This is a genomic window from Streptomyces avicenniae (genome assembly GCF_000719135.1).
GTDB classification, from domain to species: Bacteria; Actinomycetota; Actinomycetes; order Streptomycetales; family Streptomycetaceae; genus Streptomyces; species Streptomyces avicenniae.
The window spans coordinates 40,823-66,148 of the sequence record NZ_JOEK01000009.1 but is presented as its reverse complement, the minus strand read 5'-3'; the positions used below and the strand labels follow the sequence as shown (position 1 = coordinate 66,148).

Genomic DNA, 25,326 nt, shown 5'->3' with positions numbered 1-25,326 from the left:
CGGCGGCAGGACGGGCACACGCCCGGCCCGTGCCGCCGCCGGGCCCCGGCCCGGCACCCGAGGAGCTGTGGCGCCGTCCCGCACGGTGGCTCGCCGCCGCGTACGCCTCCGGCGCCACCACCCCCACCGACGTCGTCGAGGCGGTGATCGCGCGCGCCGAGGAGGTCGAGGGGCGGATCAACGCCTTCGCGTACCGCGCGTTCGACGACGCCCGCCGCGCGGCGGCGGACAGCACGCAGCGCTGGCGCCGCGGCACCCCGCTCGGCCCGCACGACGGCGTGCCGCTCACCGTGAAGGACAACATCCCGGTCGCGGGCCTGCCCTGCGCCTGGGGGAGCCGCCTGTACGCGGACCGCGTGCCCGAGCGCGACGAGCTGTGCGTCACGCGCCTGCGCCGCGCGGGCTGGGTCATCCTCGGCAAGTCGAACGTCTCCGAGTTCACCCTCGGCCTCGGCAACGTCAGCACCCTGCTGCACGGCACCACCCGCAACCCGTGGAACACGGCCCTCACCACCGGCGCCTCCACCGGCGGCGGCGCGGCGGCCGTCGCCGCGGGCGTCGGCCCGGTGGCCCTGGGCACGGACGGCGGCGGCTCCATCCGCTGGCCCGCCTCCTACTGCGGCCTCGCCGCCCTCAAGCCCACCACCGGGCGGGTCGCCCGTCATGACGGCCTCCCGGTGGTGCTCCACGACCTGGAGGTCGTGGCCCCTGTCGCCAGGACGGTCGGCGACCTCGCCGCGCTGCTCGGCGACGTCGCCGGGCCCGACCCGCGCGACCGCCGCTCCCTCGGCGTCCCCGACACGCCGCTCGCCACCGGCCGCCCGCTGCGCATCCGGCTGGTGGACCGCTTCGGCGACTACCCGGTGGAGCCGGAGATCTCCGCCTCCCTGGCCGCCGCGGCCAACCGCCTCACCGGCCTCGGCCACCTGGTCGAGACCGGCCCCGTCCCGTTCGACTTCGCCCGCTTCGACGCCCACTGGCGCACCATCGGCACCACGGGTCTCGCCTGGCTCATGTCAGGGCACGAGGACTGGCGCGAGCGGGTCGGCGACATCTACCCCCCGATGGTGGAGCACGGCCGCTCGCTGACCGCGGCGGACTACCTCGCGGCGCTCGACGCGTTCCGCGACCTGTTCGCCGAGCTGGCCGTCTTCTTCACCGGCACGGACCTGCTCCTCACCCCCGTGGCCGGGGCCATGCCCTGGGCCGCCGACGAGCTGGCCCCGCCGTACCAGCGGGTCTTCACCGGCATCGCGAACGCCACCGGTGTGCCCGCCGTCAGCCTGCCGGGGCCGCCGTCGGCCGCCGGGGTGCCGATCGGCTTCCAGCTCATCGGCCCCTACGGCGCCGACCGGGCCCTGCTGAAGGTCGCACACGACTACGAGACCGCGCACGGCTGGGCCGACCGCTGGCCCGACCCGACCGGTCACCTCCCGAAAGGCACCGCAGCATGACAGTCAGGATCGACTCCTTCGACACCGCGGGGCCGGGCGACACCGCGGGACTGACGGACCGTCTCGGCGCGCTCGACCCCGGTCGCGTCCGGCGCCTCGCCCTGCTGGTGAAGACCGAGGGCAACGCCGACGTCAACGACTTCTCGCGCGAACTCGCCGCCTGGCGCGCCGAGGAGGCCGTCCTCGCGCACGGCGGCGCGAGCCTGCTGGAGCGCTCGGTGTTCCTGCACTCGACGGGCGCCGAGGGCGCGATGACGCCGTTCGGCTACCTCATCGCCGACCTGACCGACGACGCGGACGGCACCGACGGCGCGGTGGGCACCGATGCGACGGAAGGCGGCGGCACGCTCGCCCTCGGCGTCGGCCGCAGCCGCATCGTGCGCGGCGGTGAGATCGGCTCGCAGCAGCACGTCGCACTGGCGGAGCAGGCCGTGACCGACGCCGTCGCCGACGCAGGGCTGACGCCCGACCAGGTGGCCCTCGCGATCGTCAAGACCCCGCTCGTCGGCCACGACGAGCCCACCCGCGTCACCTCCGCCGAGGCCAAGGCCGTCGGCGCGCTCGGCGCCGCGCTCGCCCTGGGCGAGGTCGAGCGCTCCCGCGTCGTCTCCGGCGCCTTCGGCCGCGACCTGACGCTCTTCTCGCGCCGCTCCATGGTCTTCTCCAGCTCGGAGGCCGCGCGCGTCGAGGTGCTGGTGCTGGGCAACAGGCCAGGCGCCGGCGGCGACCTGCGGATCGCCTCCGGGCTGCTGGACGACGTCCTCGACGCCCCCGGCATCCGCCGCGTCCTGGCCGCAGCCGGGGCCGGGCTGACGGCGGACGGCACCGTCGCGGACCCCGGCCGCGTCGCCGCGCTGCTCGTCAAGGCGGGCCACCGGCACGACGGCACGCTGCGCGGCGCCCGCACCACCGTCCTCACCAGCCACATCGACCCCGACAAGCACATCAGGACCGTCATGAGCGGCGTCGCGGGCTCGGTGCTCGGCACCGGCCGGATGTTCATCTCGGCCAACTCGGTGCACCAGGCGCACGACGGCGGCGGCCTGTGCGTCGCCGTCGTGCGGGCCGCCGGTGCGGCGGGGACGGGGGAGACGGCATGACCGCGCCCGGCATCCCCCTGGTCTCCGACGCCGACGTCCGCTCGGTCATCACCGTCGCCGACGCGCTTGAGGCGGTCGAGGGGGCATGGGCCGACCTCGGTTCGGCCCGTCTCTCCCTGTCGTCCCCGACGATCACCCGGCTCGGCGGCGTCCCGCACGGCTTCAGCCTGAAGGGCGCGCTGCTCGACCGGTACGGCGTGGCGGGCGTGCGCGTCACCCCCACCCACACCGGCGGGCGCAACAGCTGGTGCCTCGTGCTGGAGACCGACTCGGGCCGCCCGCTGGTCGCCGTCGAGGAGAGCTGGCTGTACCGGCTGCGGACGGCGGCGTCCGCCGCGGTGGCGGCGCGGATGCTCGCCCGCCCCGAGAGCGGCGTGCTGACGGTGGTCGGCGCGGGGCGGATCGGCCGTCTCATGCCCGCCGTGTTCGCGGAGGCGTTCGCGCTGCGGGAGATACGGGTCGTGGCGCGGCGGGCGGAGTCGGCGGCGGAGTTCGCCGCGGAGGCCGCCGGGCTCGGCGTGCAGGTCACGGCGGGCACCGACCTGGACGCCGCCGCGCCCGGCACCGACATCCTGGTGGCCGTCACGTCCTCGCGTGAACCCGTGGTGCACGGGCGGCATCTGCTGCCCGGCGGCACGGTCCTCGGCCTCGGCGGCGGCGCCGAGCTGGCCGCCGACGTGCTCACCGGCGCGGGCCGCACGGCCGACCGGCTGTACGTGGACGACCTCGACTACGCCCGCGAGGTCGGGTCGATCGGGGCGTGGCTCGCGGACGGGATGGAGCCCGCGGTCCTGCGCGAGCGGCTGACCGGTTCGCTGCCCGACGTGGCCGCCGGTCTGCTGCCCGGCCGCACGGACCCGGACGAGACGATCCTCGGCGTCGTCCAGGGCGTCGCCGCCTGCGACGTCGCCCTCGCCTGCGTGGCGATGAACCGCCTCGGCATCTCCTGACCGAGCGACCGTCCCCCCACCTGCCGCGTCCCCTTCCCCGGGAACGCGGCAGGCGCGCGGCGCCTCGGCGCCGTCCTTCCCGTCAGACGACGGCGATGCCCTCGCCGCCCACGCCGCCCGGCACGGGCACCGAACCGGCCGGGGCAGGCTTCCCGTCACGCCCGATGGCGAACACGTCCACGGTCGAGGAGCCGCCCGTCCGAACGTAGAGGTGCCGTCCGTCCGGCGACACGGCCGCGTCGATGGGCCCCGTCCCCGTCGGCGTGTTGCCCAGCGACGTCAGGTTCCCGCCGCGGTCGCCGCGGACGGTGGTGACCGTGTTGCTGCCCGCGTTCGACGCGTAGAAGAACCGCCCGCCCGCGGCCACCCAGCAGGTCGCCGCCTCGCCCGTCACCTGCTCGTCCACCAGGCGCAGACGGCCGCCGCGGGTGAGGTCGAACAGCGCGACGGCGCCTGGCCCCGCCTCGGCGAGCACCAGCCGCCCGCCCCGGTCGAAGGCGAAGCCGAACGGCGCGGCGTCCGGCAGTTCGGTGACGACGGGCCGCGCCGCGAGCCGCCCGCGGTCGTCGATCCGGTAGTGCAGCACGCGGTCGCCGTTGTTCTTCGTGGTGACGAGCAGCGCAGAGCCGTCCGGCGTGAACCCGACCTGTCCTGGCGTGTTGAGGAACTGCGGCGTGGCCGAGGGGTCGAGGCCGAGGTCACGGTGCGCGCGGGGGACGCGCGCGAGCCGCCCGTCCTCGTACGCGTACCCCTGGACGCTGCCGCCGCCGAGCGCGTTCAGCACGTACACGCGGTCGCCGTGCGCGGTGACGCTGACGGGGAAGTCGCCCTCGGTGGGCAGCACCTGGAGGCGCTTCAGCTCCGTGCCCCTGACGTGGAAGACGGTGAGGGTGTCGCTGCCCGCGTTGACCGCGTAGAGGCGTTCGTGCCCCGGGTCGTACGTCAGCGAGCCCTGGGAGGCGAGGAGATCGACGACCGCGCCGTCGAGCGCGCCGCCCTCGCCGCCGGTGGGGTAGGTGGCGCGCTCGGTGAGCGTGCCGTCGTGGGCGCGCTCGTAGGCGATGATCGCGTTGCCTTCGAGGTCGTTGTCCTGCACGAACACGGCGGACGGCTCGGGCGCCGCCGCGCCCGCGGCGGGGGGCGCGGCCAGGGACGAGCCCAGGGCGAGTGCGGCGACCGTGACGGCGGCCCGCGTCAGGTGGGCGGTGCGTCCACGGTGAACGGGTCGCGCGGCGCGGGTGGTTCGGCTCATGTATCCCCTCGGGACGGTGGGCGCGCGCCGGTCCTGCCGGTCCGTCACACCCATGGCTGAAAAATACGGAAATGTGCCAATAGGAACTATTCCGTCGCGTGACGGTACCCCCCGCCCCGCGCCGGGGGCCGCCGCGACGCGGCGGCCGTGCGCCGTTCGGGCGGTGGTCGCCCGCGTGTTCGGCGCCGGACCCGAACGGGCAGGAACATCAGGACCCCGGGCCACCCCCCGGCGCCTTCCGCTCTCCGCCCGTGCCTCCCCGAACGGGCAGCCCCCACAGGAGTGTCAGACGTGCATGCGAACGAGCTGGCGGACTTCGGCGTCTCCCCGACCGAGGAGTCCGTGTACCGCCACTTCCTGCGCCACCCCGACACGGCCGCCGACGGCCTCCACCTGATACTCGACGCGGACCGCGACGCCGTACGCGGCGCGCTCGGCCGCCTGACGCGCCTCGGCCTGCTCAGACCCGGCGAGACCCCCGGCTGTACCACCGCCGCCGACCCCGAGACCGCGCTCGCCCGGCTCAGCGAGCTGCGGCTGCGTGCCATGTACCAGGAGATCCAGCGCATCACCCAGTACCGCCACGTCCTGGACACGCTACGCGCGGAGACCGCCCGCCGTACCGCCCCCGGCCAGGCCGTCGAACAGCTCGACGGCGGCAGCGCCATCCACGACCGGATGGACGACCTCGCCTTCTTCGCCCGCGAGGAGATCGTCTCCGCCGAACCCCGCGTCCGCCTCACGCCCGAGCACGCCGGGAGCGTGACGGCCCGCGACGTCAGGGCGCTGCGCCGTGGCGTGCGCCGCCGCACGGTCGTCACGGCCGCCGCGCTCGCGCACGAGCCCACCGCCGCCTACCTCGGCGAACTCGTCCACCATGGCGCCCGGGTGCGGGTGGCCGCCGACATGTCGGACCACGTCGTCGTCTACGACCGGCGCGCCGCCCTCATGCCGCTCGACCCCCGGCAGGCCACCCGGCGGGCGCTGCTGGTGCGGGACGGGGTCCTGGTCGCGAGCCTCGCCGGGCTGTTCGAACGCATCTGGGAGCAGGCCGAGGACGTCTCCCTCGCCGTGCGCCCCCCGGCGGACCGGCGGCCAGGACTGTCGGACGCGGAACTGCGCGTGCTGCACCTGATGTGCACCGTGGGCAAGGACGAGGCGGGCGCCCGCGACCTGGGCGTCTCGGTGCGCACCTACCGGCGTCACCTTGCGGATGTCATGCGCATGCTAGGGGCGTCCACCCGGCCGCAGGCCGCGCTGCTCGCCCGGGAGCGCGGCTGGATCTGACGGACCCTCACCCCGCGCCCACCCTCCGTGACGGCACGCCCGCCCCCAGCGCCTCCCTGGCCGCGTCCGCCAGCGCCCCTATGCCGGTCGGCAGCGCCGTGCGCACGTCGGGCGCGAACGCCGGTGAGTGGTTCCCGGGCAGCGGCGGCGCGCCCGGCTCACGCGCGGCACGCCAGCGCGCCGCCCGGACGGTGCCGAGCATCCAGTACGCGGTCCGCACCGCCGCGCCGCCGTGCAGCTCGGCCCCCGCCGGGCCGAACCACGGGAAGTCCTCGGCCGCCGTGGACGGCTGCCACTCCAGCACCGCGCCCGCGCCGAGCCGCCGCGCGTGCGCGGCCCGTACGCGCCCGGTCAGCTCCGCGTCGGGCACGAGCACGGGGGAGCGGGCCGTGACCGTCAGCTCAGGCGGGCGCGGACAGCCCGACGCGTCGCTCTCCGCCCGCAGCACGCGCCGCACCGCGTCCGTCATCCGCTCCAGCGTCTCCTCGCCGAACGCCCGCAGGCTCAAGGACAGTTCTGCCCGGTCGGGGACGACGTTGGCCAGCTCGCCCGCCCGCAGGCGGCCGACCGTCAGCACCGCCTGCTCCGACGGCGCCGTCTCCCGCGAGACGATCCCCTGGAGCCGCAGCACGGCCGCCGCCGCTGCCAGCACCGGATCGACCGTCAGGTGCGGCGTGCCGCCGTGGCCGCCCGTGCCGTGGAGGACGGCGTCCAGGGTGCGGCTGCCCGCCAGCACCGGCCCGCGGGCGTGCGCCACCGTCCCGGCGGGCAGCGGCGCCGCGTGCTGCGCGAGCACCGCGTCCGGCACGCCGCACAGGCCGTACAGGCCAGCCGTCAGCATGTCCCGCGCGCCGGTGAGCGTCTCCTCGGCGGGCTGACCGACGACCAGGAGCGTGCCGCGCCAGGACTCCCCGTCCCGGGCGAGCGCGCGGGCCGCACCCGCCAGCGCGGCGAGGTGCAGGTCGTGGCCGCAGGCGTGCATCATCCCGGGGATCGCGCTCGCGTACGCGAGCCCCGTCTCCTCGCGCACCGGGAGCGCGTCGAGTTCGGCGCGCAGCATGACCACGGGCCCGTCGCCGCGCCTGAGCACCCCCGCGACACCGTGCCCGCCGACGCCGGTGGTGACGTCGTACCCGTCCGCGCGCAGCCAGGCGGCCAGCCGCGCCGCCGTCCGCTCCTCGGCGCCCGCGGGCTCCGGGTGCGTGTGCAGGGCGAGATACAGCTCGACGGCGGCCCGCAGCACGTCGGGTGCGACGCCCATGCCCGGCTCCTCTCCGCCGTCCCCGGCCGTTCCCCGGCCTTCCCGTGCCTCCGCCTCCCCGCAGCATGCCCCGCCCGCCGCGCGCCGTGGGGACAGGTCGCTGACACCGGGTGTCAGCGACCTGTCAGCGGAACCGGGGCCGTCCTGCCGCCGGGGCGCGCTGCAATGGGACGGCGGCGGGCCGCAGCCGGTGACACCGGCGCCCGCCCCGACCCGAGGAGGCGTCATGTCGCACAAGCCGGAGCTGTCCACGCTCGCCGACGAGATCCTGGAGCTGGAGTCGGAGACCTTCGAGATCTCGGACTACTCGGACGAGGCCGAGGTCGTCCTCGCCGCCTCCACGTCCTGCTCCTCCACCTCGACCTGTTCCAGCACCACGAGCACGACCTCGTGCAGCGCCTGATCCAGGCCACCGCGTGACGCGGCCCTCCCGGTGCTCCACCGCGCCGGGAGGGCCGTCGTCGTGCTCGGGTGCCCGGTCTCAGGGGAACGGGTGCGGCACGGGGTCGCGCCCCGCGTCCTGGCCGCCGACCGCCCGCAGCCTCGGCATCAGCAGGGCGCGCTGCCGCGCCCAGCCGAAGTCCAGCGGCAGCAGCCCCGGCACGAGCGTGGCGACCGTGTGCAGCCCTGCCGCCCGCTGCTCCGGCGTCGTCTGGACGACGGCGAGCACGTCGTGCCCCGCCCCCGCCAACTCGTCGCGCAGCAGCCGCAGGTCGTCGCCCAGGTCCGTGGTGCGGGGCCGTACGCGCTCCCAGTCGGCGAAGACCTCGCCCAACGGGCGGGCGGGCGACGGCGCGAGGAACGTCTCCGCGTGCCGTGCCATGCGCGGCAGCCCGTACAGCTGCGCGTGGTCCCGCAGTTGGCGCACGAGCCCGAAGTCGTCGGCCATCGCGTCGAGTTCGGCCCGGCGTTCCCCCACCTGGAAGGCGAGGTGCGGGATGTAGGTGAGGACTTCGCCGAGCGCCCCCGCCACGGTCTGCTCCGGGTCGAAGCCCGCCGCCGCGCCGAAGGACAGCAGCCCGGGGCCGCCGTCCCTGCGCACGGCCAGCGCCGTGACGACGGGCACCGGCAGGTCGGCGCGGGTGTCGTACGCGTGCACGTCGTAGCCGAGCAGCGCGGCGCGGTCCAGCGCGGCGCGGATCGCGGGCGTGCGGCAGGACGCGAGGTCGATGCGGCCGGGCGTGCGGCGGCCGTACCAGGCGACGAGGAACGCGTCGCGCTCGACGAGTTCGAGCAGCCCGTGCAGCACCGCCTCGGCCGGATGGCCGCCGGTGGCGCAGCCGTTGGAGCACTCGAAGACGAAGTTGTCGGCGGCCAGGCCCGCGCCGTAGTGCACCAGCCTGGCGGGCACGAGCACCGGCCGCTCGTCGCGCAGCGAGTAGCCGTGCAGCCAGGGGATCGGGCGGTCGGGGTCGAACGGCGCCACCATCGGGTCGTCGCGGTAGGTCTCCGGTGCGTAGAAGCCGCAGTCGGCCGGGTCGAGCACGCCCACGCCGCCGCCCCGCGCGGCGCGCGCCAGGTCGCGGTAGGAGGCGGTGACCGGCAGCAGGCCGCGCCGGTTGTGCGTCCCGGCGTAGCGTTCGAGACCTTCGAGGAACGCGAGCGTACGGCTCGTCGCGTAACTGTCGCCCTGGCCGCTCCACGTGACGTCGTTCAGCCCCGCGTAGCCGCGCACGAAGTTGCTGCCGGAGACGGGCGCGGTCGTCGTGGAGGCCGGGTTGAGGTGCGTGCGGGCGCCGAGGGCTCCGCAGACGGGGTTGGCCAGCGCCTCGGGCCGCAGCGTGAACGCACCGGTGGGCCGTACCCGGTAGGTGCCAGGCTCCGGCTTGACCGCGCCCGACAGGTCGGGCACGCCGTCCTCGGCCCGGGCTGGGCGGGGCGTGACGCAGTGCGGACACAGCGGCTCCGGCAGCAGCGGGACGGTGACCAGGGCCAGCGTCGCGAGGTCGATGCGCGTGACGCGCGACGGCCCCGGCAGCCCTGCCCGCGCGGCGACGGCGCGCGCCGCCGCCCAGACGGCGTCCGCCGCGTGCGCCGTGACGAGCGGCCAGCCCGTGGCGCCGACGGGCTCCGCTCCGCCCTCAAGCGCCTCGCGCTCCGAGCGGGTGCGCAGCCGCTGCCAGCGCATCGCCAGGCACTGCCCGCACGCGGCGCCCGTCCCGCCGCCCCAGGGGCCGAGGAGCACGGCGCGCGCCGCGAGGTGGAAGAAGGCGGCGGGCCGCTCGTCCGCGTGCGGATCGGCGCCTGGCGTGAGGACGTCGGCCGCGCCCAGCGGGACGACGTGCGGGGCCGGTCCCGGACGGCCGCCGTCCGTCCAGCGGCGCCGCAGCGCGGCCTGGAGCAGGGCGCGGCCCTCGGCGAGCGGCGCCGCGCCCGGCGTCTCCCGTGGCGGTGCGGTGACAGTCATGGCCGGTCGCTCCAGCGGAAGGTGCGGAACGCGACGACGCCGAGGACCGCCGTGAACGCGACGAGCACGGCGGCGGCCAGCCCGATGTCCCCCAGGCCCCCCGAGCCGGTGAGCGCGGCGGACACCCCGTCGTTCAGGTGCCGCAGCGGCAGCACCCACGAGACGGTCTGGAGCCACGACGGCATGGCGTCCAGCGGGTAGAACGAGCCGGACAGGAACGCCATCGGCACCATCAGGCAGTTGGCGACGGCCGCCACCGCCTCCGGCGTGCGCGCGTACGTCCCGACGATCGCGCCGATCGCGAGGAACGCCGAGACGCCCAGCACCAGCAGGGGCAGCGCCAGCGGCCAGCCCGCGTCGAGTGCGAGGCCGAAGCCCGGCAGCATCGCGACGGCGACGAACACCACGCCCTGCACCGCCCCGATGCCCACCGCCAGCACGTACCGGGAGCCGAGGACGGCGCCCAGCGGCGTCGGCGTCATCCTGATCAGCCGCAGGATGTCGTCGCGGCGCCACTGCATCAGCGTGAAGCCGATGCCGAACACGGCCGCGTTCGCGACGCCCCACGACAGCACGCCTGGCGCGATGTAGCTGATGTACGGCCTGCCGCTCTCCTCGACCTCCTGGCCGCTGAAGATCAGCCCGAACACGACGAGGAACAGCAGGGGGAAGGCGAACGTGAAGAACAGCGTGGTGCGGTCCCGGGTGTACGCCCGGTACCCCGCCCCGCGCAGCGCGGTGTAGGCGCTCATGCCGGTGGCTCCTCGGTCGGCCGGGCGGGCGGCCCGTGCGGTGGTCACAGCTGCTCCCCGACGGTCTGTCCTGTCAGGCCGAGGTAGACGTCCTCAAGCGTCGCCGTGCGTGTCTGCACGCCCTGGAGCCCGGCGACCTCGGCGACGGCCGCGAGGACCGGCCCCGCGTCCGCCGCCTGGAGCACGACGACGTCGCCGTCCAGGTCGGCCCGCAGCACGCCGGGCAACTCCCGGGCGGCGCCCAGGTCCAGCCGGTCGGCGGGGACGAGCAGCCGGGTCACCGCGCTGCTGCCCGCTATCAGGCGGTTCGGGCTGTCCAGCGCCGTCACGCGGCCCTTGGCCATGATCGCGACCCGGTCGCACAGCGCCTCGGCCTCGTCCAGGTGGTGCGTCGTGTAGACGATGGTGCGGCCCGCGCGCTTCAGGTCGCGCAGCACCCGCCACAGCGACCGGCGGGCCTGCGGGTCGAGCGCGGCGGTCGGTTCGTCCAGGAAGATCAGCTCGGGGTCGTGGACGAGGGCCGCGCCGATGGCGAGGCGCTGGCGCTGCCCGCCCGACAGGTCCTCGACGCGTATGTCCGCCTGCTCGTCGAGGCCGACGGTGCGCAGCGTCCGTGCCGCCGCGTCGTGGTCGGCGCCGTAGAGCGCGGCGACGGTCCGCAGGTGCTCGGCCGCGGTGAGGCGTACGAAGAACGCCGACGCCTGTGTCTGCACGCCGAGCCGTGGCAGGAGCGCCGTGTCGCGGGGCCAGGGCGGGGTGCCGAGGACGCCGACCGTGCCCGCGTCCGCCTTGCGCAGCCCCTCCATGATCTCGATCAGCGTCGTCTTCCCCGCGCCGTTCGGCCCGAGCAGGCCGAAGAACTCGCCCCGGGCGATGGTGAACGAGACACCGTCCACGGCCCGTACGTCGCCGTACGTCTTGCGCACGTCCTCCAGCACGACCGCCGGGGGCGGCGCGGGCGCGCCTGTCCCGTCGTCCTGTCCTGCGGACCGGGGTGGGTGGGCCACGGGTGTCTCCTTCACGGTGTCACGACGCTGTCAGCAGCGCGTTGGCGAGCAGTGCTAGCGCGGCGAGCAGCGTTGCGCCCGCCGAGAGGGCGCACAGGCCGTACAGCGTGTACGCGGTCCGCGCCCGGCGCGGGTAGGCCGCCGCGGCGGGGGCGCGGCGCAGCGCGAGCGCGAGGTAGGCGCGGCTCGACGCCGCGAGCCGGGTGGCGCCCAGCGCCTGGCCGACGATGGTGTAGCCGTCGAGCGGCGGCAGTGGTACGAGCATTGCTAGTGCCTGGAGCGTGCCGAGGAACAGGAGCCCCGCTAGCGCGGCGCGCGTGTCGCCCTCGGGCGAGAGCAGCCACCACACGAAGAACGGCGCGAGGAACAGCAGGTTCGTCACGGCGCCCGCGCCCGCCACCGCGATGCGGCGCCACCGCGTGCGCAGGAACGGGTAGTCGTCCACGGTGCAGTACATGATCACGACGGGCAGCCGCCAGCGCAGGCCGATCTCGCCGACCCGGCCGCCGTGGTGCCGCGCCGTCACCGCGTGGCCCAACTCGTGCAGCGCCGTGCTGCACCACAGCGCCGTCGCCACCGCCAGCAGCAGCGCCGGGTTGCGGAACACCGACGCCGCGCCGTCCACCAGTTCCGGCAGGTGCCAGGCCAGCGCCGCCGTCATGCCGGTCAGCAGCGCCAGCAGCACGACGGCCGGGACCGGCCGCAGCAGGAACCCGACCGCGCGGTGCAGCCGCCCCGCGGTGGCGTGCGCGTCGGCGACCAGGCGGACGCTGCCGCGCAGCACCCCGCGCGGCGTCGGCGGCGCGTCGTCCGCCGCGGGCCGCCCGGCCGGGCCGCCCGCCAGCAGGCCGCGTCCGCCGAGCAGCGCAAGCAACTGCCGCCAGTTCGCCTCGCCCAGCCTGCGGCCGAACTCGCGCGCGTACGCGCCGCCCAGCTCGTCCAGCGTCCGCGCGCCGTCCATCCGCTCCATCAGGAACCGCTCGCGCGGGCCGACCTCGAAGATCCGCCCGCTGTCCGGCTCCCGCACCAGGTGCACGGTGCGCGGCCCCGACAGCAGCGGCTCGCTCACGAGGACGCCCGGCCGCAGCCGGGGCCGCAGGCCCGCCAGGGACCCGGGGGCGCTCACCGCTCCCGCCCCGCGGGCCCGGCCGCCGCGCGCGGCGGCAGCTCCAGGCGCAGCGCCCGGCCCAGGACGTGCGCGAGGTACGCCTCGTCCTGGATCGTCACGTGCAGCCGGTTGTTGGTCATGTGCATATAAGGCGAGAGCAGCCGGACCAGCGCCTCGTCCCTGTCGGTCACGCGCTCGTCCCGCTCGCCGTCCCAGGAGCGGAACGTGAGCCCGCCCCCGTCCGCCAGCTCCCGTACGCGCGCGGCCAGTTCGGCGCAGTGCGCGGCCCAGCGGGCGAGGAACGCGGGCAGCCGCCCAGGCTCCCCCGCGGCGACGGCCTCCCTGATCCGCGCGTACCAGCGGGCCAGCGGCGGCGCCACCTCGTCCGCCTTGCGCTCGTACGCCGTGCTGCCGATGAAGCCGGTGCCGGGGAACGCGCGGTGCCAGAACGTGTAGTAGTCGTCCAGGTAGCCGGACAGCGCCTCGTCCTCGGCGACGAAGCAGGCGGACATCACCATCATGAGCTGCGCCGACGTGCCGAGCAGGACGGTGCGCAGATGCAGGTTCTTGTCGCGGAGCGCGTCGATGACCAGCTCGCTTGAGTGCCGGAAGTGCCACTCGGCGAGCGCGACGCCCGCCGCGCCGCCGTACTTGCCGTACTCGGGCTCGTACGGCTCCCAGGTACGCGAGTTGTTGGGCCGCAGCCGCATCCGGCCCTCGCCGTCGAGGTGCGGCGCGCGGTCCTCGCCGCTGAACTCGATGTCGAACAGCTGGTTGTAGAAGCCGTTGAGGAAGCCCGCGTCCACCTCGTACAGCGCCGGGCGCGCGGCGAGGAAGCGGTCAACGGCCCGCTCGGTCCGCGCCCTGACCTCCGGCTCGGCCGCGGGGGACGCCGGGCGCAGGCGGAGGCGCACGTGGGGCCCCTCCAGCCAGTAGTTGATGAAGAACCAGCCGTCCAGCAGACCGTCCGCCGTCAGCTCCGCGACGAGCGGCCGGACGCAGGTCAGCAGCAACGGCCGGGGATTGGCCGCGTAATGGACATGGACAGCCTGCCACGCTCCGGTCGGGCTCACGACCCCTCCTCGTCCCCGCGCGGCACCCGCGCGGTCTCGACGGCGAACTCCGTGACGTGCGCGCCCCGTCCGGTCGTGACGCGCGGCCCGTCCCCGTCCGGCAGCGCCTCCCGGAACACCACCCGCGCCTCCGGGCGCCGCAGCAGCCCCTCGAAGGCCAGCAGCGACAACGGGCTGTCGAAATCGACGTACTGGGGCTTCGCGCCCGTCGCGCCCCGCGCGCCGCCGTCCTTGACGGTCGCGAACACCCGCTCGGGCAGGCCCTGCCGTCGGCGCCACCGCTGCCAGCCCAGGTACCAGGCGGCGTCGCCCCCGGCCTGCGCCGTGCCCGCGCGCGGCGGCAGCGCGTCGGCCGGTGCGCTCCAGCTACGCCTGGCCAGCACGAGACGCCCGTGCCGCACGCGGGGGCGGCGCGTGACGCCCTCGTACGCCGCGCCCTCCGCGATGCCGCCCCACACGTCGAGCGGCGCCATGCTCGTCGGCGACAGGAGCAGCAGGGTGCGCGGGATCTCCGGCAGTGCCAGGGGCACCAGGTAGCCGAGGTACACCGGCACCACCTCGCGGCCGAGTCGTTCCGAGCGCAGGACCAGCCGTTCCGTGGCCGGGTCGTGGGTCAACGTCAGGTCTTCCAGGGGCAGTCGGCGGTCGGGCGGCGCGTCGCTCGTCTCACCTGGGCAGACGATCTCGTGGTCGGTGAGGCGCCCGTGCAGGTTCAGGTTGCTGGTGACAGGTCCGCCGGTGACCTCGGCGAAGACGGCGCCGGGCGGCCGGAGCGCGCGGGCGCGGGCCCGCAGGCGCGCGGCCAGGTCCGCGTCGTCGTGGCAGTGGGTGAAGCGGCTGAACGGGAACGACAGGCCGCCGTAGGAGCGGTTCAGCACGACCAGGGGCTCGCCGCCGCCGCGTTCGTCGTCCGCGAGCTGCACGTGGTGCGCGGAGATCGCCGTCCCCGGCGACAGGCCGTCCAGTTCGGCGGCCGTCTCGGCGAACAGCCCCTCGGGAAGCTCCAGTTCACGCACCCCGTCCGGGCCGGCCCCGGCCGCACCGCTCGTCTCCCACAGTGCGCGCACGCCGTCCTGGAACACCTGCCGCGCCGTGTCCAGGGACTTCAGCTGCGGCAGCCCGAGCCAGTTCTCCTCAGGGACGTGCCGCCCCTGCGCGTCGAACCGGTCGCGCCGCGCCGTGAACGACAGGTACTGGTCGAAGAAGTCCTCGTGGAAGTCGTGGATCAGCCGCACCAGGTCGTCGCAGCGCCCGCCACGCCCGTGCCTGGCGACGAAGAAGCCCGTGAACGTGAGCCGTTGGGGCAGCGTCAGGTCGAACGCGGGCAGCACCCGCTCCACCGACCGCAGCGGCTCAGCGAGGGCCCGCGTGAACGCCGCACGGTCCGCCGTCACCCAGGGCACCGACACGTCCTCGTACACCACGGTGCGCGGCACGCGCGGCTCCCGCGCGCCCAGCGTCCGCTGCACGTCAGCGAGGTGGCCGCGCAACTCGGCCAGGAGCGCGCGCCGTTCGGCTGGCGGTGCCTCCGGGTAGCGGGCGAGGCAGCGCGCCGGGCCGTCGAGGGCGTCCGCCGTCTCCCGCGCCCACGGCCGCTCCAGCGCCCGCAGCGACCGCTGGAACGCCCGCAGCGGATCGGTGTCGTGCACCCCCGTGTCCAGGCTCGGCACGCGCACCATCCCGACGTCCAACAGCGCCGCGAGATAGCGCTCGACGTCCCGCACGGGCTCCCCCAGGCCGTCCGCCAGCCAGCGCGCCACCTCGCCGTAGCGCAGCCCGGGGCGTTCGCCGAACAGCGTCAGCATCCGGTCGAGCACCCCGCTGCGCCGCAGGAAGAACAGCCGGTCCCGCACGGTGTCGAACGTGACGGCCGCCTCGTCCGCGCCGGTCGTCACCCAGCGGCGCACGTACCGCACCCGGTCCTCGTCCCGGCCCCAGCCGGGCGCGGGGGCGACCGGCAGGTCCGCGCGGCGCGCCGGGTCGGCGACGATCACCTCGGCGATCCGGCCGAGGACGGCGACGTTCAGCCGGGGGTGGCTCGTCCACGGGCCCGCCGCCTCCAGCGCGCCGGGCCCGCGCCCGTCGCCCTCACTGTCGGCCAGGGTGCCGAGCGCGACGCCCGTGAAGGTGCTGAACGGGCTGGTCTTGCACGCCGTCCGGTACAGGTAGGCGAGCAGCGACCGCTCCGTCTTCCGCGCCCGCTTGTCCGGGCCGCCCGTGCCCGGGTCGCGTGCGAGGTGGCCGTCCAGCTCGGCGTCCAGCGAGGGCGAGGCCAACAGCAGTCCGGCGCGCAGCCGTTCCTCCCCGGCCAGCGCGCGCAGCGCCGCCCGCGTACGGGCCAGGTCGGCGGCGACGACGGCGGGCCCCGCCGCCTCCCGCGCGGCCAGCCGCGCCCGCTCCGCCAGCCAGCCGGACAGCGCACGCCCCGCCCCGGCGTCGAGCCGCGCGACCAGCGCGACGGCCTCCTCTGGCGCCTGCGGCAGGCGGTTGTTGAACACCTCGCGCCGCAGCCGCAGCAGGGCGCGCCGCGCGTCGTCGTCCTCGTTGCTGCCGACGAGACCGTGCAGCAGGTCCGCGACCCGCCCGCCCGCCTCGCGTACCCGGGCGTCGCCCTCGACGACATCCCGCGCCCAGGCGCCGCTGTCCGGCGCGCGCAGCCCGTGCACCGTCTCGGGCGGCAGCCCCGCGACGCGCGCGGTGAACAGCTCGCCCAGCTCCCAGCGGTGCCCGCGCCCGCCGCCCGTACCGTCACGTCCGTCCACGCCGTCCGTCCTCTCAGGCGATCCTGTAGCGGAAGTCGGCAGGCGCGGGGCGCTCGTGGCCGACCATCATGATCAGGAGCGGCTGCTCGCCGTCCCCGTCCCCGTCCCCGCCGCCGTCGTCGTCCGGCATGCCCAACTCCTCGCGGTACGCGATGTTGTCGAAGCCGAGCGCCACCCCGCAGCCCACGCCCAGCGCGGCGGAGGCGGTGTACGTGGCCTGCGCGACGGCGCCGACCACCGCGTTCACCAGCCGGTAGCCCCGGCCGCCCACCGCGTCCAGCACGGCGTGCGTGCGGATCGCCGGGACCAGCACGGCGGCGGCCTCCTCCAGGTTGTAGTTGGCCAGGAAGTAGTTCTTCTGGAGGAACGGTCCTGGCGGCCCCGCCTTCACGGCCAGCAGCCCGCCCCCGGCCGGGTCGTACGCGTACGCGCCCGGCGCGATCCCGGCGACGTGGTTCACGAACACGTACAGCCGCGTCAGGTCCGCCGCGCCCGCCGCCTCCGCGTCGCCGCCCAGCCGCGCCGCGCCGTGCGCGGCGGCGAGCAGCGCCGCCAACTCGCCGCCCTCCAGCGGGCGTCCGGCCGCGAACCGGCCGAAGCTGCTGCGCCGCGCCCGCAGCGCCGTCCGCAGCCCTGTCTCCAGCGGCACGGGCGCGGGCAGCGGCTCCGCCCCCCCGCTCCTCGGACGGACGGCCGCCGGGGCCAGCGCGCCCGGCGGCGGACGCCGCGCGGCGTCCGCCGAGGTCGCCTCCTGCATGGCGCGCAGCGCGTCGAACTCCACGACCCGCCGCGACCGTTCGACGTCCCGCCGCGCCACACCCGCCGCCACCGGCGCGGCCGTCGCCGCCCGCCCTCCGGCCCAGGGCAGCGGCACCACCGCGAAGATCCCCTCCTCGGCGCCGCGCACGCCAAGCAGCCGCGCGAGCCGCGCCTCGTCGAACCACAGCGCCGGTTCGAGGGACAGCCCGCGCGCCCGCGCCCACGTCCGCCAACTGCCCAGCAGCGCACCGACGTCCATGCTCACCGCGTGGAACGAGAAGCTGTTGTACTTGAACGCGTTCTGCCAGTACTTGACGCCGAGCACGAGGTACTGGTCGGTCCCTCCGACCGGCCCCGGCGCGCCCTCGCCGAGCGCCGCGCGGACCTCGCCCGTCACGTCGCCGGTCAGCAGCCGCCGCAGCGCGTGGTGGCGCGGCGAGTAGTGGTGGACGCCCGGCGGCACGGGGCCGCCCGCCCCCGACACCCAGTAGACGGCGACCGGGTAGAGGCCGCCGCCGGAGGCCGTCCCGCGCGACCAGTTGGCCAGCGGGTAGGACGGCAGCGCGTCGAGGTCCGTGTTGGCCTGCACGCCGAGCCGCCGTCCGGTCAGCCCGTACGAGTCGCCGAGCAGCCCCGCCAGTTCCGGCAGCCCGAACTCGCCTTCCGACAGGACCGGTTCCGGGCTGTCGCCGCCGAGCCCGCGCCCCGTGGTGGCCGACGTGGGCCAGGGCCCCGCGTCCGGCAGCGGCAGGCGCTCCGTGCCGGGGTAGAACTTCGTCTTGCGCGGCCCGTCGGCCCAGTCGGGGACGAAGTCCACCGGCTCCATCGGGACGCGTCCGCGCCGCATGATCGCGGCGGCGTATTCGTGGGCGTACCCCATCGTCTGCTCTCCTCAGCTCAGGGGAACGGGTGCGGGGCCGGGTTGAGTTCGGCGGGCAGGAGGTCGCGGTCCCGCAGCCCCGCCTCCCGCAGCCCGCTGCGCATGCGCGGCATGCCGAGCGCGCGCTGCCGCGTCCAGCCGAAGTCGATCGGCAGCAGTCCCGGCACCAGCACGCCGACCGTCGCCAGGCCCAAGTCCTTCTGCTGCGGCGTCGTCTGGTCCACGGCGACCACCTCGTACCCGGCCGCCGTCACCGCAGCGACGCACGCGGCGACGTCGTCGCGCACGTCGTCGGCTGGCCTCAACGTCCGCCCGTCGTGGAACAGTTCGCGCAGCCCGTGCCGTGGCGGCGTGGGCGCTCCGGGCGATCCGAGCAGGAAGTCGGCGTGCGCGCCCATCTCCGGGACGCCGTACACCAACGGATGGTCGTGCAGCGCGGCCACGCGGTCGAAGTCGGCCGCCATCGCGCGCAGCCGCCCCTCCTCGCGCTCCGTGCGGCCCGTGAGGTTCACCGCGTCGGTCGCGATCTCGCACAGCGCCGACGCGAGCGCCGCCTCCGGGTCGAGCCCGGCGCCCGCGCCGAAGCACATCCGGCCCAGGCCGCCGTCCCGCCGCACCGCGACGCCCGTCACCACGGGGAAGGGGAACGTCAGCGCCGTGTCGAAGAACCGCGCCTCGTACCCGTACATCGCCAGGCGCGCCACCATCTGCCGCGTCGCGGGCCGTTCGCTGCTCGCCGGGTCGATCTCGGGCAGCGCCGCGCGGCCGTACCAGGCGAGGAGGAACGCGTCGCGCTCGACGACCTCCATCAGCCCGAAGTAGACCGCCTCGGCCGTCGAGCCGCCCGAGGCGCAGCCGTTGGAGCTCTCCTGCACGAAACGCCCGGCCAGCCCCGGCGTGTGGTAGTACGTCAGCACCTCGGGCACGAGCACCGACCGCCCCCGGCTCAGCGACCAGCCCCACACCCACGGGATCTCCCGCCCGGGCGTGAACGGCGTGATGTGCGGGTTGCGCCGGTGGAAGTCGGGGGAGTAGAGGCCGCAGCGCCGCGGGTCCACGACGTCGGCGCCGTCGGCCGTCAGCGCGTCGAGGCTGGCGTGGACGGCGGCGGCGCGCGTGCGGGGCCGCATCCCGGCGTAGCGCTCCAGGCCCTCAAGGATGCCGATGCGGACACTGTCCGCGAACGTGTCGGCGTGCCCGCCCCAGAACGTCTCGCGCAGGTAGTCGCCCGAGCGCAGCGTGAAGCTGCCGATGGTCGCCGACGTGGACGTGGACGACACGTCGTACACCACGGACGGGCCCAGCGCCCCGCACACCGGGTTGGCGTACGCGTCGGTCGGCAGGTCGTAACTTCCGATCTCCCGCGTCCGGAACGAGCCGGGGCGCAGCTTCGGCGCCGCGTCGAGCGTCAGGACCGCCGCCTCCGCGCTGTCGCGCTCGGGCAGGCCGCAGCCAGGGCACTCGGGGTCGGCGACGAGCGGGTAGCGGCGCACGGTGAGCGACGCGAGGTCCACCAGGTGCACGGCGGCGCGCGGCCCTTCGCCCGCCGTCCGCCCGGCGACGACGGCGGCCACCGCGTCGGCGGCGAACGGCGTGCCGTACGGGGAGCGGCCGACCGCGCGCGTGCCGTCGCCCAGCTCCAGCGCCTCGCGCAGCGCCACCGAACGGACGGCCTGCCAGCGGCGTTCGAGGCAGTGCGCGCAGGGCCGCGCGCCGTCCGCGCCGTTCGCACCCTCCACGCCGTCCGCGCCGGGCAGCGGGCCGACCACCGCGTGCCGCCCGTACACCCGCACGGGCACGCCAGGACCGGCGTCCGGCGCGGCGCGGAAGGCGTCGCGTCTGCCGAGCGGCCCGACGTCCACGGCCTGTGCGGCGCCGAGCCTCGCCAGGCTCCGCCCGATCAGCGCGGACAGCTCGCCGTACGGGGCGTCCGCCGGCTCGCCGCCCCGGGCGGGGGCCGGTGGCGCGGGCGCCTCAGCGGTCCGCATCGCTGCCCCCTGACGTCAGCAGCACGCGCGCCGTGTACAGGCCGCCCGCGCGCAGGTCGGGCGGCGTCGTGTCGGCGTACAGCACGTCGCGGCCCGCGGCGCGCAGCCGGTCGAGCAGCGCGGGGAACGTCGCCTCGGGCCCGGCCCGTCCCGCCGGGTCCGTGACGGCGATCGCGCCCGGCGCGAGGTCGGGCAGCAGCGGGTCGCCGGTGTCGGGCGGCGTGCCCGTCCCTGCCGTGACCTGGAGCGTGCCCAGCAGGTCGCGCAGCGCGGCCGTCGCCGCCGCACCGGCCGTCAGGTCGCAGGCGACGGCCCACTCGGCGCCGCCCTCGTCGTCCGCCGCGCGGCGCGCCAGCACGGCGTGGGCGCCCGAGCGGGCGTCCTCGCCCAGGTCGAGCACCTCGACGCGCGCGCCGAGCGTCTCGGCCGTCCGATGCAGGAACACCAGCTCGGCGTCGCCGTCGCCTGGCGGCGGCGGTATTGGACGTACGGTCGCCGCGCCGCGTACCGCCCGCAGCAGCGCGTCGTGCGCCAACGCCGAGAGCAGCGCGTGCCCCGCCGCCTCCTGCGGCGTCTCCCCTGCGCCTGCCCCGGCCGGGCCGCGCTGGACGACCAGGTCACGGTTGTGCGGCCCGGCGGGACGCACGGCGGCGGCCGGGACGGCGGCCCGCTCCTTCGTCAGCAGCGACGTCACGGCCGACCAGGCCGCGACGCCCTCGGCGCCCCGCCCCGTGCCGCACGTCAGCGCGCCAGGCCGCATCACCGGCAGCTCCCCTGGACCGCCCGGCAGGACGGCGGCGGGCACGGCGTGCTCGGTGTACGCCAGCGCGGCGGCCCGCAGCGCCCGCCGCCGCGCGCCCGCCAGGTGGTGCACGTCGAACGCGGCGATCAGCCGCGTCCCGCCGGGGCCGAGCGGCAGTTCGAGCCGGGCCGCCTTCAGCGGGATCTGCGTCAGCTCCTCGTCCTCCCAGCGCGTGAACACCCCGGCGTGCGGGCGCACCAGCGCCGTGCTCAGCCGGTTCAGCTCGGCGACCAGTTCCTCGGCGTCGCGCGCCGTCTCCACCGTCGTCGTCCGCGCCACGGCCAGGGCGCCGGGGAGGGTGTCGGCCGGGGCGCCGGGCGTGCAGCGGCGGCAGCGCGGATGCGGGCGGAGCGGTTCGGCCGTCACGTCGAGCGAGTCGAGGTCCTGCACGAGGATCTGGCCGTCGGTCTCGGCGGGCAGCGCGCCGGTCGCCGTGCGGAAGATCTCGTAGCTCAGCAGATTGCCGAGCATCGCGGCGACGGGACCGGCCAGCGGCCCGCCGGGCGCCCCCTCCGACGGCCGCGCGCCCGAGGCGAGTTCGCTCCACAGCCCGGCGGCCGTCGCGGCGTCGAGTGTGGCGCCGAAGCGCAGCAGCGCGCAGGAGACGCAGCCCACGCTGTCGGCCGCGCCGCGCGGGCCCACGACCGCCAGCTCGCCGAACGTCCAGACAGGCAGGACGAGTTGACCGGGCGGCGGGCCGTCGTCGAGCAGCCGCCGCGTACGGGCCAGGGCGTCCGCGCCCGTCACCACCACGACGTCGTACGCCGCCAGGTCCCCGCCGCCCGGCAGCGCCGTGACCCGCGCGCCGCTGCCCGCCTCCGCCGCCTCGTCCGCCTCGGCGCGGGCGGCGGGCGCGTCCGCCTCGACGTCCACCCGCGCGCAGCCGTTGCGCACCAGGCTCAGCGCGCACCAGGCCGCCACCTCGCCCTCGCCCAGCACGGCCACCGACGTCGCCCGGAAGCGCGCGAACCGGGCCTGCGCGTCGTCCGTGTAGTGGTCCACGTACGCGATCTGCGCGGCGAACCGTTCCCGCACCGCCTCGGGGAGACCGGCCTCGGCGTCGCGGGCGGGCGCGGCGTCGCGCGCGAAGTCACGTTCCAGCAGTGAGCCGACCAGCTTCGCCACCATCGCCCGCTGCTGCTCGCCCACCCCCGCGCAGATCTCGGCCAGCGGCCGGGAACCGTCCAGATGCGGCACGACCAGCGTCGCGAACCGGTACGCACCCCGCCCGGCCAGATGGAAGCCGCCGTCCGCGTTGTGGAAGAGCACCCCGCCCGGCGTCCGCGTGAACAGCACGTCGCGCCGGATGCGCGGACGGACCCCGGCCAGCTCGTCGAACGCTGTTGCCATCCGTGTCACACCTTCTGTCTCGGTCGGAGCCGGTCACTGCCGGCGTGGCGGGCGTGGCGCGCGTACAGGCGCAGCAGCCCGTGCATGCGGTAAGGGCCCGGCGGGCCGTCCTCCAACAGCCCCGCGGCCACGAGCCGTTCGAGCACGCGGTCCGCCTCCGTCTCCGGCAGGCCCAGCAGCCGTGCCGCGTCGGCCGCGCCGAACCGGGCGGACGGCAGCCCGCCCAGGGTCAGGAACGCGTCGGCGAGCGCGGCGTCGGGTCGGCCCAGCGCCTCCCGCAGCACGCGCGGGACGGACATGCGCGGGTCGTCCTCCAGGGACAGCCGGGACAGCGGGTCGGCCGCGATCCACCGCACGCCGTCCTCCATGCTCAGCGCGGGCCGCGTCAGCAGCCGCGCCGCCGCGATCACCAGCGCGAGCGGGTGGTGGCCGCAGGCGGCGGCCAGCGCGGCGGCACCGGCCGTCCCCGCGGCCACCCGCTCGGCGCCCAGGACGGACGCGAGCAGGTCGAGCGATTCGCGCGGCGGGAACGTGTCGAGGCGCTGCACCCGCCCGCCGTGCGTCGCGATCAGCCCGGCGAGGCCCAGCCTGCTCGTGACGACCACCGCGCCGTCGCCGCCCGGCGGCAGCAGCGGACGCGCCTGCTCCGCGTCCGTCACGTCGTCCAGCACCAGCAGCGCGCGCGGCGCCCCCGCCCGGCCGAACGCGGGCAGGAGCGTGGCGACTTCGGCCGCCGCCTCGGCGGCCGGACGCGGCGCGCCGTCGGGGCCCGTCATGCGCAGCACGAGCCGCCCGCCGGGGAACCGGTCCCGCAGCAGGTACGCCGCCTGCTGCGCGAGCGCCGTCTTGCCGATGCCGGGCGCCCCGCACACCAACTCGGTCACCGGGCCGCCGGCCCCGCCCGGCTCACGTCCCAACCGCTCTGTCAGCGCGGCGACTTCCGCCGATCTGCCGGTGAACCACGGCACGGGCGGCGGCCCTTGCGGCGGCGCCTGCTCCACCCGCCGTACGGCGACGGGCTGCGCGGCGGGCAGCGCCCGCACGGGCGGCCCCGCGGCGGGGCCCAGGTCGTCCCCGCGCAGGATCGCCAGCTCCAACTTCCGCAGTCCGGGCGACGGGTCGAGGCCCAGCGACTCCAACAGGAAGCCCTTGAACCGGCGGTACTCCGCCAGCGCCTCCGTCTGCCGCCCCGTGCGGTACAGCGCCTCGATCAACTGCTCGCGGAACCGCCCGTGCCCCGGGTGCGCCCGCGTGAGGCTCCACAGCTCCACGAGCGCCTGCCCGCAGTGGCCGAGCGTCAGGTACAGGTCGCAGACGCGCTCCACGATGCGCAGCCGCTCCTCGCGCAGCCGGGGCACCTCGTCCCGATGCATCAGCTCGGAGCGGACGTTGGCCAGCAGCGACCCCTGCCACAGCGCCAGCGCCTCGCGCAGCGCGACGAGTTCGGCCTCCGGCCCGCCGTCCGACCGCGTGGCCCGCCTGGCGCGCTCGCGGAAGTCCACCAGGTCGAGCGAGCGCGCGTCGGCGCTGATGCGGTAGCCGCCCGGCACGGCCTCGATCGGGGTGCCGAGCACGGCGTGCTTGGCGAACAGGCGCCGCAGGCGCAGCACGCAGGTCTGGAGCGAGGCGCGGGCGGTCGCGGGCTGCTCGTCGCCCCAGACCATCCGCTGGAGGTGGTCGGCCGACACGATGGTGCCCGACCGCAGCAGCAGCGCGGCCAGCAGGTTGGCGGGCTTGGACGGCTGGAGCACGACGGTTTCCGTCCCGTCGGTGATGCTCAGCGGCCCGAGGATCTGGAACCGCACGGCCACTACCGCCGTCCGCCGGGCGACGGCGGAAGGAGGTGGGGGGCCGGGGGTGGGGGGAGTGTCATCCGTCATCCTCCTGCGGCGCTCAGCGGAGCCAGGAATCTGCCGTGGGCACCGACGCTACCCGCGTTGAGTCCGGCGGTGGAGGGCCAGTCGCGTCCGCAAGTTGCAGACCGCGCAGGCAGCTTGCTGCCAGATCGGGCATGCGGCGACAACCGTCCCCCGGACCACCCCGGCCGGACACACCCGCCCCGCCCGGCCCACCCCGCACACCGGCACAATGGTCACCATGGCCCGACGCAGCCCCCGCCCCCAGCCGCCCACCGCCTGCCCCTGCGGCGGACCCGAGGCGTACGCGGCCTGCTGCGGCCGTGCGCACCGGGGCGAGGCCGCCGCGCCCACGGCCGAGGCGCTGATGCGCTCGCGCTACAGCGCGTTCGTCCAGGGCGACGCCGCCTACCTGCTGCGCACGTGGCACCCGGACACGCGTCCCGCCGTGCTCGACCTCGACGGGGGCACGCGCTGGACCGGCCTGGAGATCCTGGCCGCCGACGACGGCACGGCCTTCCACGCCACCGGCACCGTCACGTTCCGCGCCCACTACCGCGCCGCGGGCCGCCCCGGCGCGCTCCACGAACGCAGCCGCTTCACGCGCTACGACGGCGCCTGGGTCTACGTGGACGGCGACATCCTCGCGTAGCCCCCGGCGCCCCGGCTTCGGCCGTCCCGCGCGCCGTCGCCATCCGGCCGCTCCGTCTCAGGCGGACGGCGTCCCTTGGTGATCAGGCGCCTCCGCGAGGGCGCGTTCGTAGGCTGCCCGGAGGGCTGTGGAGGCCAGCGGGCGGTCGGGGTGCGGGCGGGGGATGCCGAGGTGCACCTCGCGCAGTTCGTCCATCAGGTCTTCCTGGAAGGACGGCCCACCCTCCTCCAACAGGCGTGCGCGAACTGTCAGTTCGTGGGACGTGGGGCGGTGGCGCATCCCCCAGGAGCCGAGCGCGACCATGAGCGGGACGGTCTGGATGCCCGCCTCGGTGAGGCTGTAGGTCGCGCGTCGTCCGCGCCCGGCCTCCTCCTGCGTGAGCAGACCACCGACGACGAGGGCCTTGAGGCGGCTGCTGAGGATGTTCGACGCGATGCCCTCCGTGGAGTGGGTGAGCAGCTCGCGGAAGTGGCGGCGCCCACCGAAGATCACGTCGCGCAGCACGATGAGACTCCACTGGTCCCCGAGCGCCTCCACCGCCGCGTTGATCGCACACCCGGACCGCGGCTCGTCTCGCATGCCCACCTCCAGTGATTGCATTCTGCCACCACCGAGCCTACGCTCGT

At 76.3% G+C, this 25,326-nt stretch carries 19 protein-coding genes; 6 read left to right on the top strand and 13 right to left on the bottom strand.

Features of this window, described 5'->3' with window-relative positions; all coding sequences use genetic code 11:
* Positions 1-29: 29 nt before the first annotated feature.
* Genes IF27_RS15320 through IF27_RS15310 form a run of 3 tightly spaced genes read left to right on the top strand, consistent with a single transcriptional unit; the run spans position 30 to position 3,504 of the window.
* Positions 30-1,454, top strand: a complete 1,425-nt coding sequence (locus tag IF27_RS15320) for an amidase (RefSeq protein WP_052850148.1) — start codon at positions 30-32, stop codon at positions 1,452-1,454.
* Positions 1,451-2,554: a ring-opening amidohydrolase gene (locus IF27_RS15315; RefSeq protein ID WP_052850147.1), complete on the top strand. Its 1,104-nt coding sequence runs from the start codon at positions 1,451-1,453 to the stop codon at positions 2,552-2,554. Before IF27_RS15320 ends, IF27_RS15315 begins: the two co-directional genes overlap by 4 nt.
* A complete protein-coding gene (locus tag IF27_RS15310) occupies positions 2,551-3,504 on the top strand; it encodes a hypothetical protein (protein ID WP_052850146.1) in 954 nt (317 codons plus the stop codon). Before IF27_RS15315 ends, IF27_RS15310 begins: the two co-directional genes overlap by 4 nt.
* An 82-nt stretch (positions 3,505-3,586) precedes the next feature.
* Here IF27_RS15310 and IF27_RS15305 read toward each other — a convergent pair whose 3' ends face one another.
* A complete protein-coding gene (locus tag IF27_RS15305) occupies positions 3,587-4,756 on the bottom strand; it encodes a lactonase family protein (RefSeq protein ID WP_052850145.1) in 1,170 nt (389 codons plus the stop codon).
* A gap of 291 nt (positions 4,757-5,047) precedes the next feature.
* Here IF27_RS15305 and IF27_RS15300 point away from each other — a divergent pair, with 291 nt between their 5' ends.
* Complete coding sequence (locus tag IF27_RS15300) at positions 5,048-6,043, top strand: helix-turn-helix domain-containing protein (RefSeq protein ID WP_110945929.1); 996 nt, start codon at positions 5,048-5,050, stop codon at positions 6,041-6,043.
* 7 nt (positions 6,044-6,050) lie between these two features.
* Here the strand turns inward: IF27_RS15300 and IF27_RS15295 are convergent, their stop codons facing one another.
* Positions 6,051-7,304 carry an amidohydrolase gene (locus tag IF27_RS15295; protein WP_052850144.1) on the bottom strand — a complete coding sequence of 418 codons (1,254 nt, stop codon included), beginning with the start codon at positions 7,302-7,304 and terminating at the stop codon, positions 6,051-6,053.
* A gap of 226 nt (positions 7,305-7,530) precedes the next feature.
* On the opposite strand from IF27_RS15295, the gene IF27_RS15290 reads away from it, so the two are divergent.
* Positions 7,531-7,707, top strand: a complete 177-nt coding sequence (locus IF27_RS15290; RefSeq protein WP_052850143.1) for a thiazolylpeptide-type bacteriocin — start codon at positions 7,531-7,533, stop codon at positions 7,705-7,707.
* 78 nt (positions 7,708-7,785) lie between these two features.
* On the opposite strand, the gene IF27_RS15285 is transcribed toward IF27_RS15290, so the two are convergent.
* The 10 genes from IF27_RS15285 to IF27_RS15240 all read right to left on the bottom strand — a co-directional run bounded on the left by IF27_RS15285 (position 7,786) and on the right by IF27_RS15240 (position 23,997).
* Positions 7,786-9,711, bottom strand: coding sequence for a TOMM precursor leader peptide-binding protein (locus IF27_RS15285; RefSeq protein WP_052850142.1), 1,926 nt, complete (start codon positions 9,709-9,711; stop codon positions 7,786-7,788).
* The gene (locus IF27_RS15280; protein ID WP_052850141.1) at positions 9,708-10,463 is read right to left on the bottom strand and encodes an ABC transporter permease; all 756 of its coding nucleotides are present in this window, start codon (positions 10,461-10,463) and stop codon (positions 9,708-9,710) included. Before IF27_RS15280 ends, IF27_RS15285 begins: the two co-directional genes overlap by 4 nt.
* Before the next feature lie 44 nt (positions 10,464-10,507).
* Positions 10,508-11,401: an ABC transporter ATP-binding protein gene (locus IF27_RS15275; RefSeq protein WP_052850631.1), complete on the bottom strand. Its 894-nt coding sequence runs from the start codon at positions 11,399-11,401 to the stop codon at positions 10,508-10,510.
* Positions 11,402-11,489: 88 nt separating this feature from the next.
* Complete coding sequence (locus tag IF27_RS15270; RefSeq protein ID WP_052850140.1) at positions 11,490-12,596, bottom strand: M50 family metallopeptidase; 1,107 nt, start codon at positions 12,594-12,596, stop codon at positions 11,490-11,492.
* Positions 12,593-13,651, bottom strand: coding sequence for a lantibiotic dehydratase C-terminal domain-containing protein (locus tag IF27_RS15265; RefSeq protein WP_052850139.1), 1,059 nt, complete (start codon positions 13,649-13,651; stop codon positions 12,593-12,595). The genes IF27_RS15270 and IF27_RS15265 overlap by 4 nt, the downstream gene beginning before the upstream one ends.
* A complete protein-coding gene (locus IF27_RS15260; RefSeq protein ID WP_110945927.1) occupies positions 13,648-16,413 on the bottom strand; it encodes a lantibiotic dehydratase in 2,766 nt (921 codons plus the stop codon). The genes IF27_RS15265 and IF27_RS15260 overlap by 4 nt, the downstream gene beginning before the upstream one ends.
* A gap of 13 nt (positions 16,414-16,426) precedes the next feature.
* A complete protein-coding gene (locus IF27_RS15255) occupies positions 16,427-18,052 on the bottom strand; it encodes a nitroreductase family protein (RefSeq protein ID WP_052850138.1) in 1,626 nt (541 codons plus the stop codon).
* A gap of 17 nt (positions 18,053-18,069) precedes the next feature.
* Positions 18,070-20,040: a TOMM precursor leader peptide-binding protein gene (locus tag IF27_RS15250; RefSeq protein WP_110945926.1), complete on the bottom strand. Its 1,971-nt coding sequence runs from the start codon at positions 20,038-20,040 to the stop codon at positions 18,070-18,072.
* The gene (locus IF27_RS15245) at positions 20,027-22,192 is read right to left on the bottom strand and encodes a TOMM precursor leader peptide-binding protein (RefSeq protein ID WP_052850137.1); all 2,166 of its coding nucleotides are present in this window, start codon (positions 22,190-22,192) and stop codon (positions 20,027-20,029) included. The genes IF27_RS15250 and IF27_RS15245 overlap by 14 nt, the downstream gene beginning before the upstream one ends.
* A 5-nt stretch (positions 22,193-22,197) precedes the next feature.
* Entirely contained in the window at positions 22,198-23,997 is a 1,800-nt protein-coding gene (locus IF27_RS15240; RefSeq protein ID WP_052850628.1) for an AfsR/SARP family transcriptional regulator, read from the bottom strand.
* A gap of 292 nt (positions 23,998-24,289) precedes the next feature.
* On the opposite strand from IF27_RS15240, the gene IF27_RS15235 reads away from it, so the two are divergent.
* The gene (locus IF27_RS15235) at positions 24,290-24,700 is read left to right on the top strand and encodes a YchJ family protein (RefSeq protein WP_420822014.1); all 411 of its coding nucleotides are present in this window, start codon (positions 24,290-24,292) and stop codon (positions 24,698-24,700) included.
* A 57-nt stretch (positions 24,701-24,757) separates the two neighbouring features.
* Here the strand turns inward: IF27_RS15235 and IF27_RS15230 are convergent, their stop codons facing one another.
* The gene (locus IF27_RS15230; RefSeq protein WP_052850135.1) at positions 24,758-25,279 is read right to left on the bottom strand and encodes a winged helix-turn-helix transcriptional regulator; all 522 of its coding nucleotides are present in this window, start codon (positions 25,277-25,279) and stop codon (positions 24,758-24,760) included.
* Between the last annotated feature and the right edge of the window lie 47 nt (positions 25,280-25,326).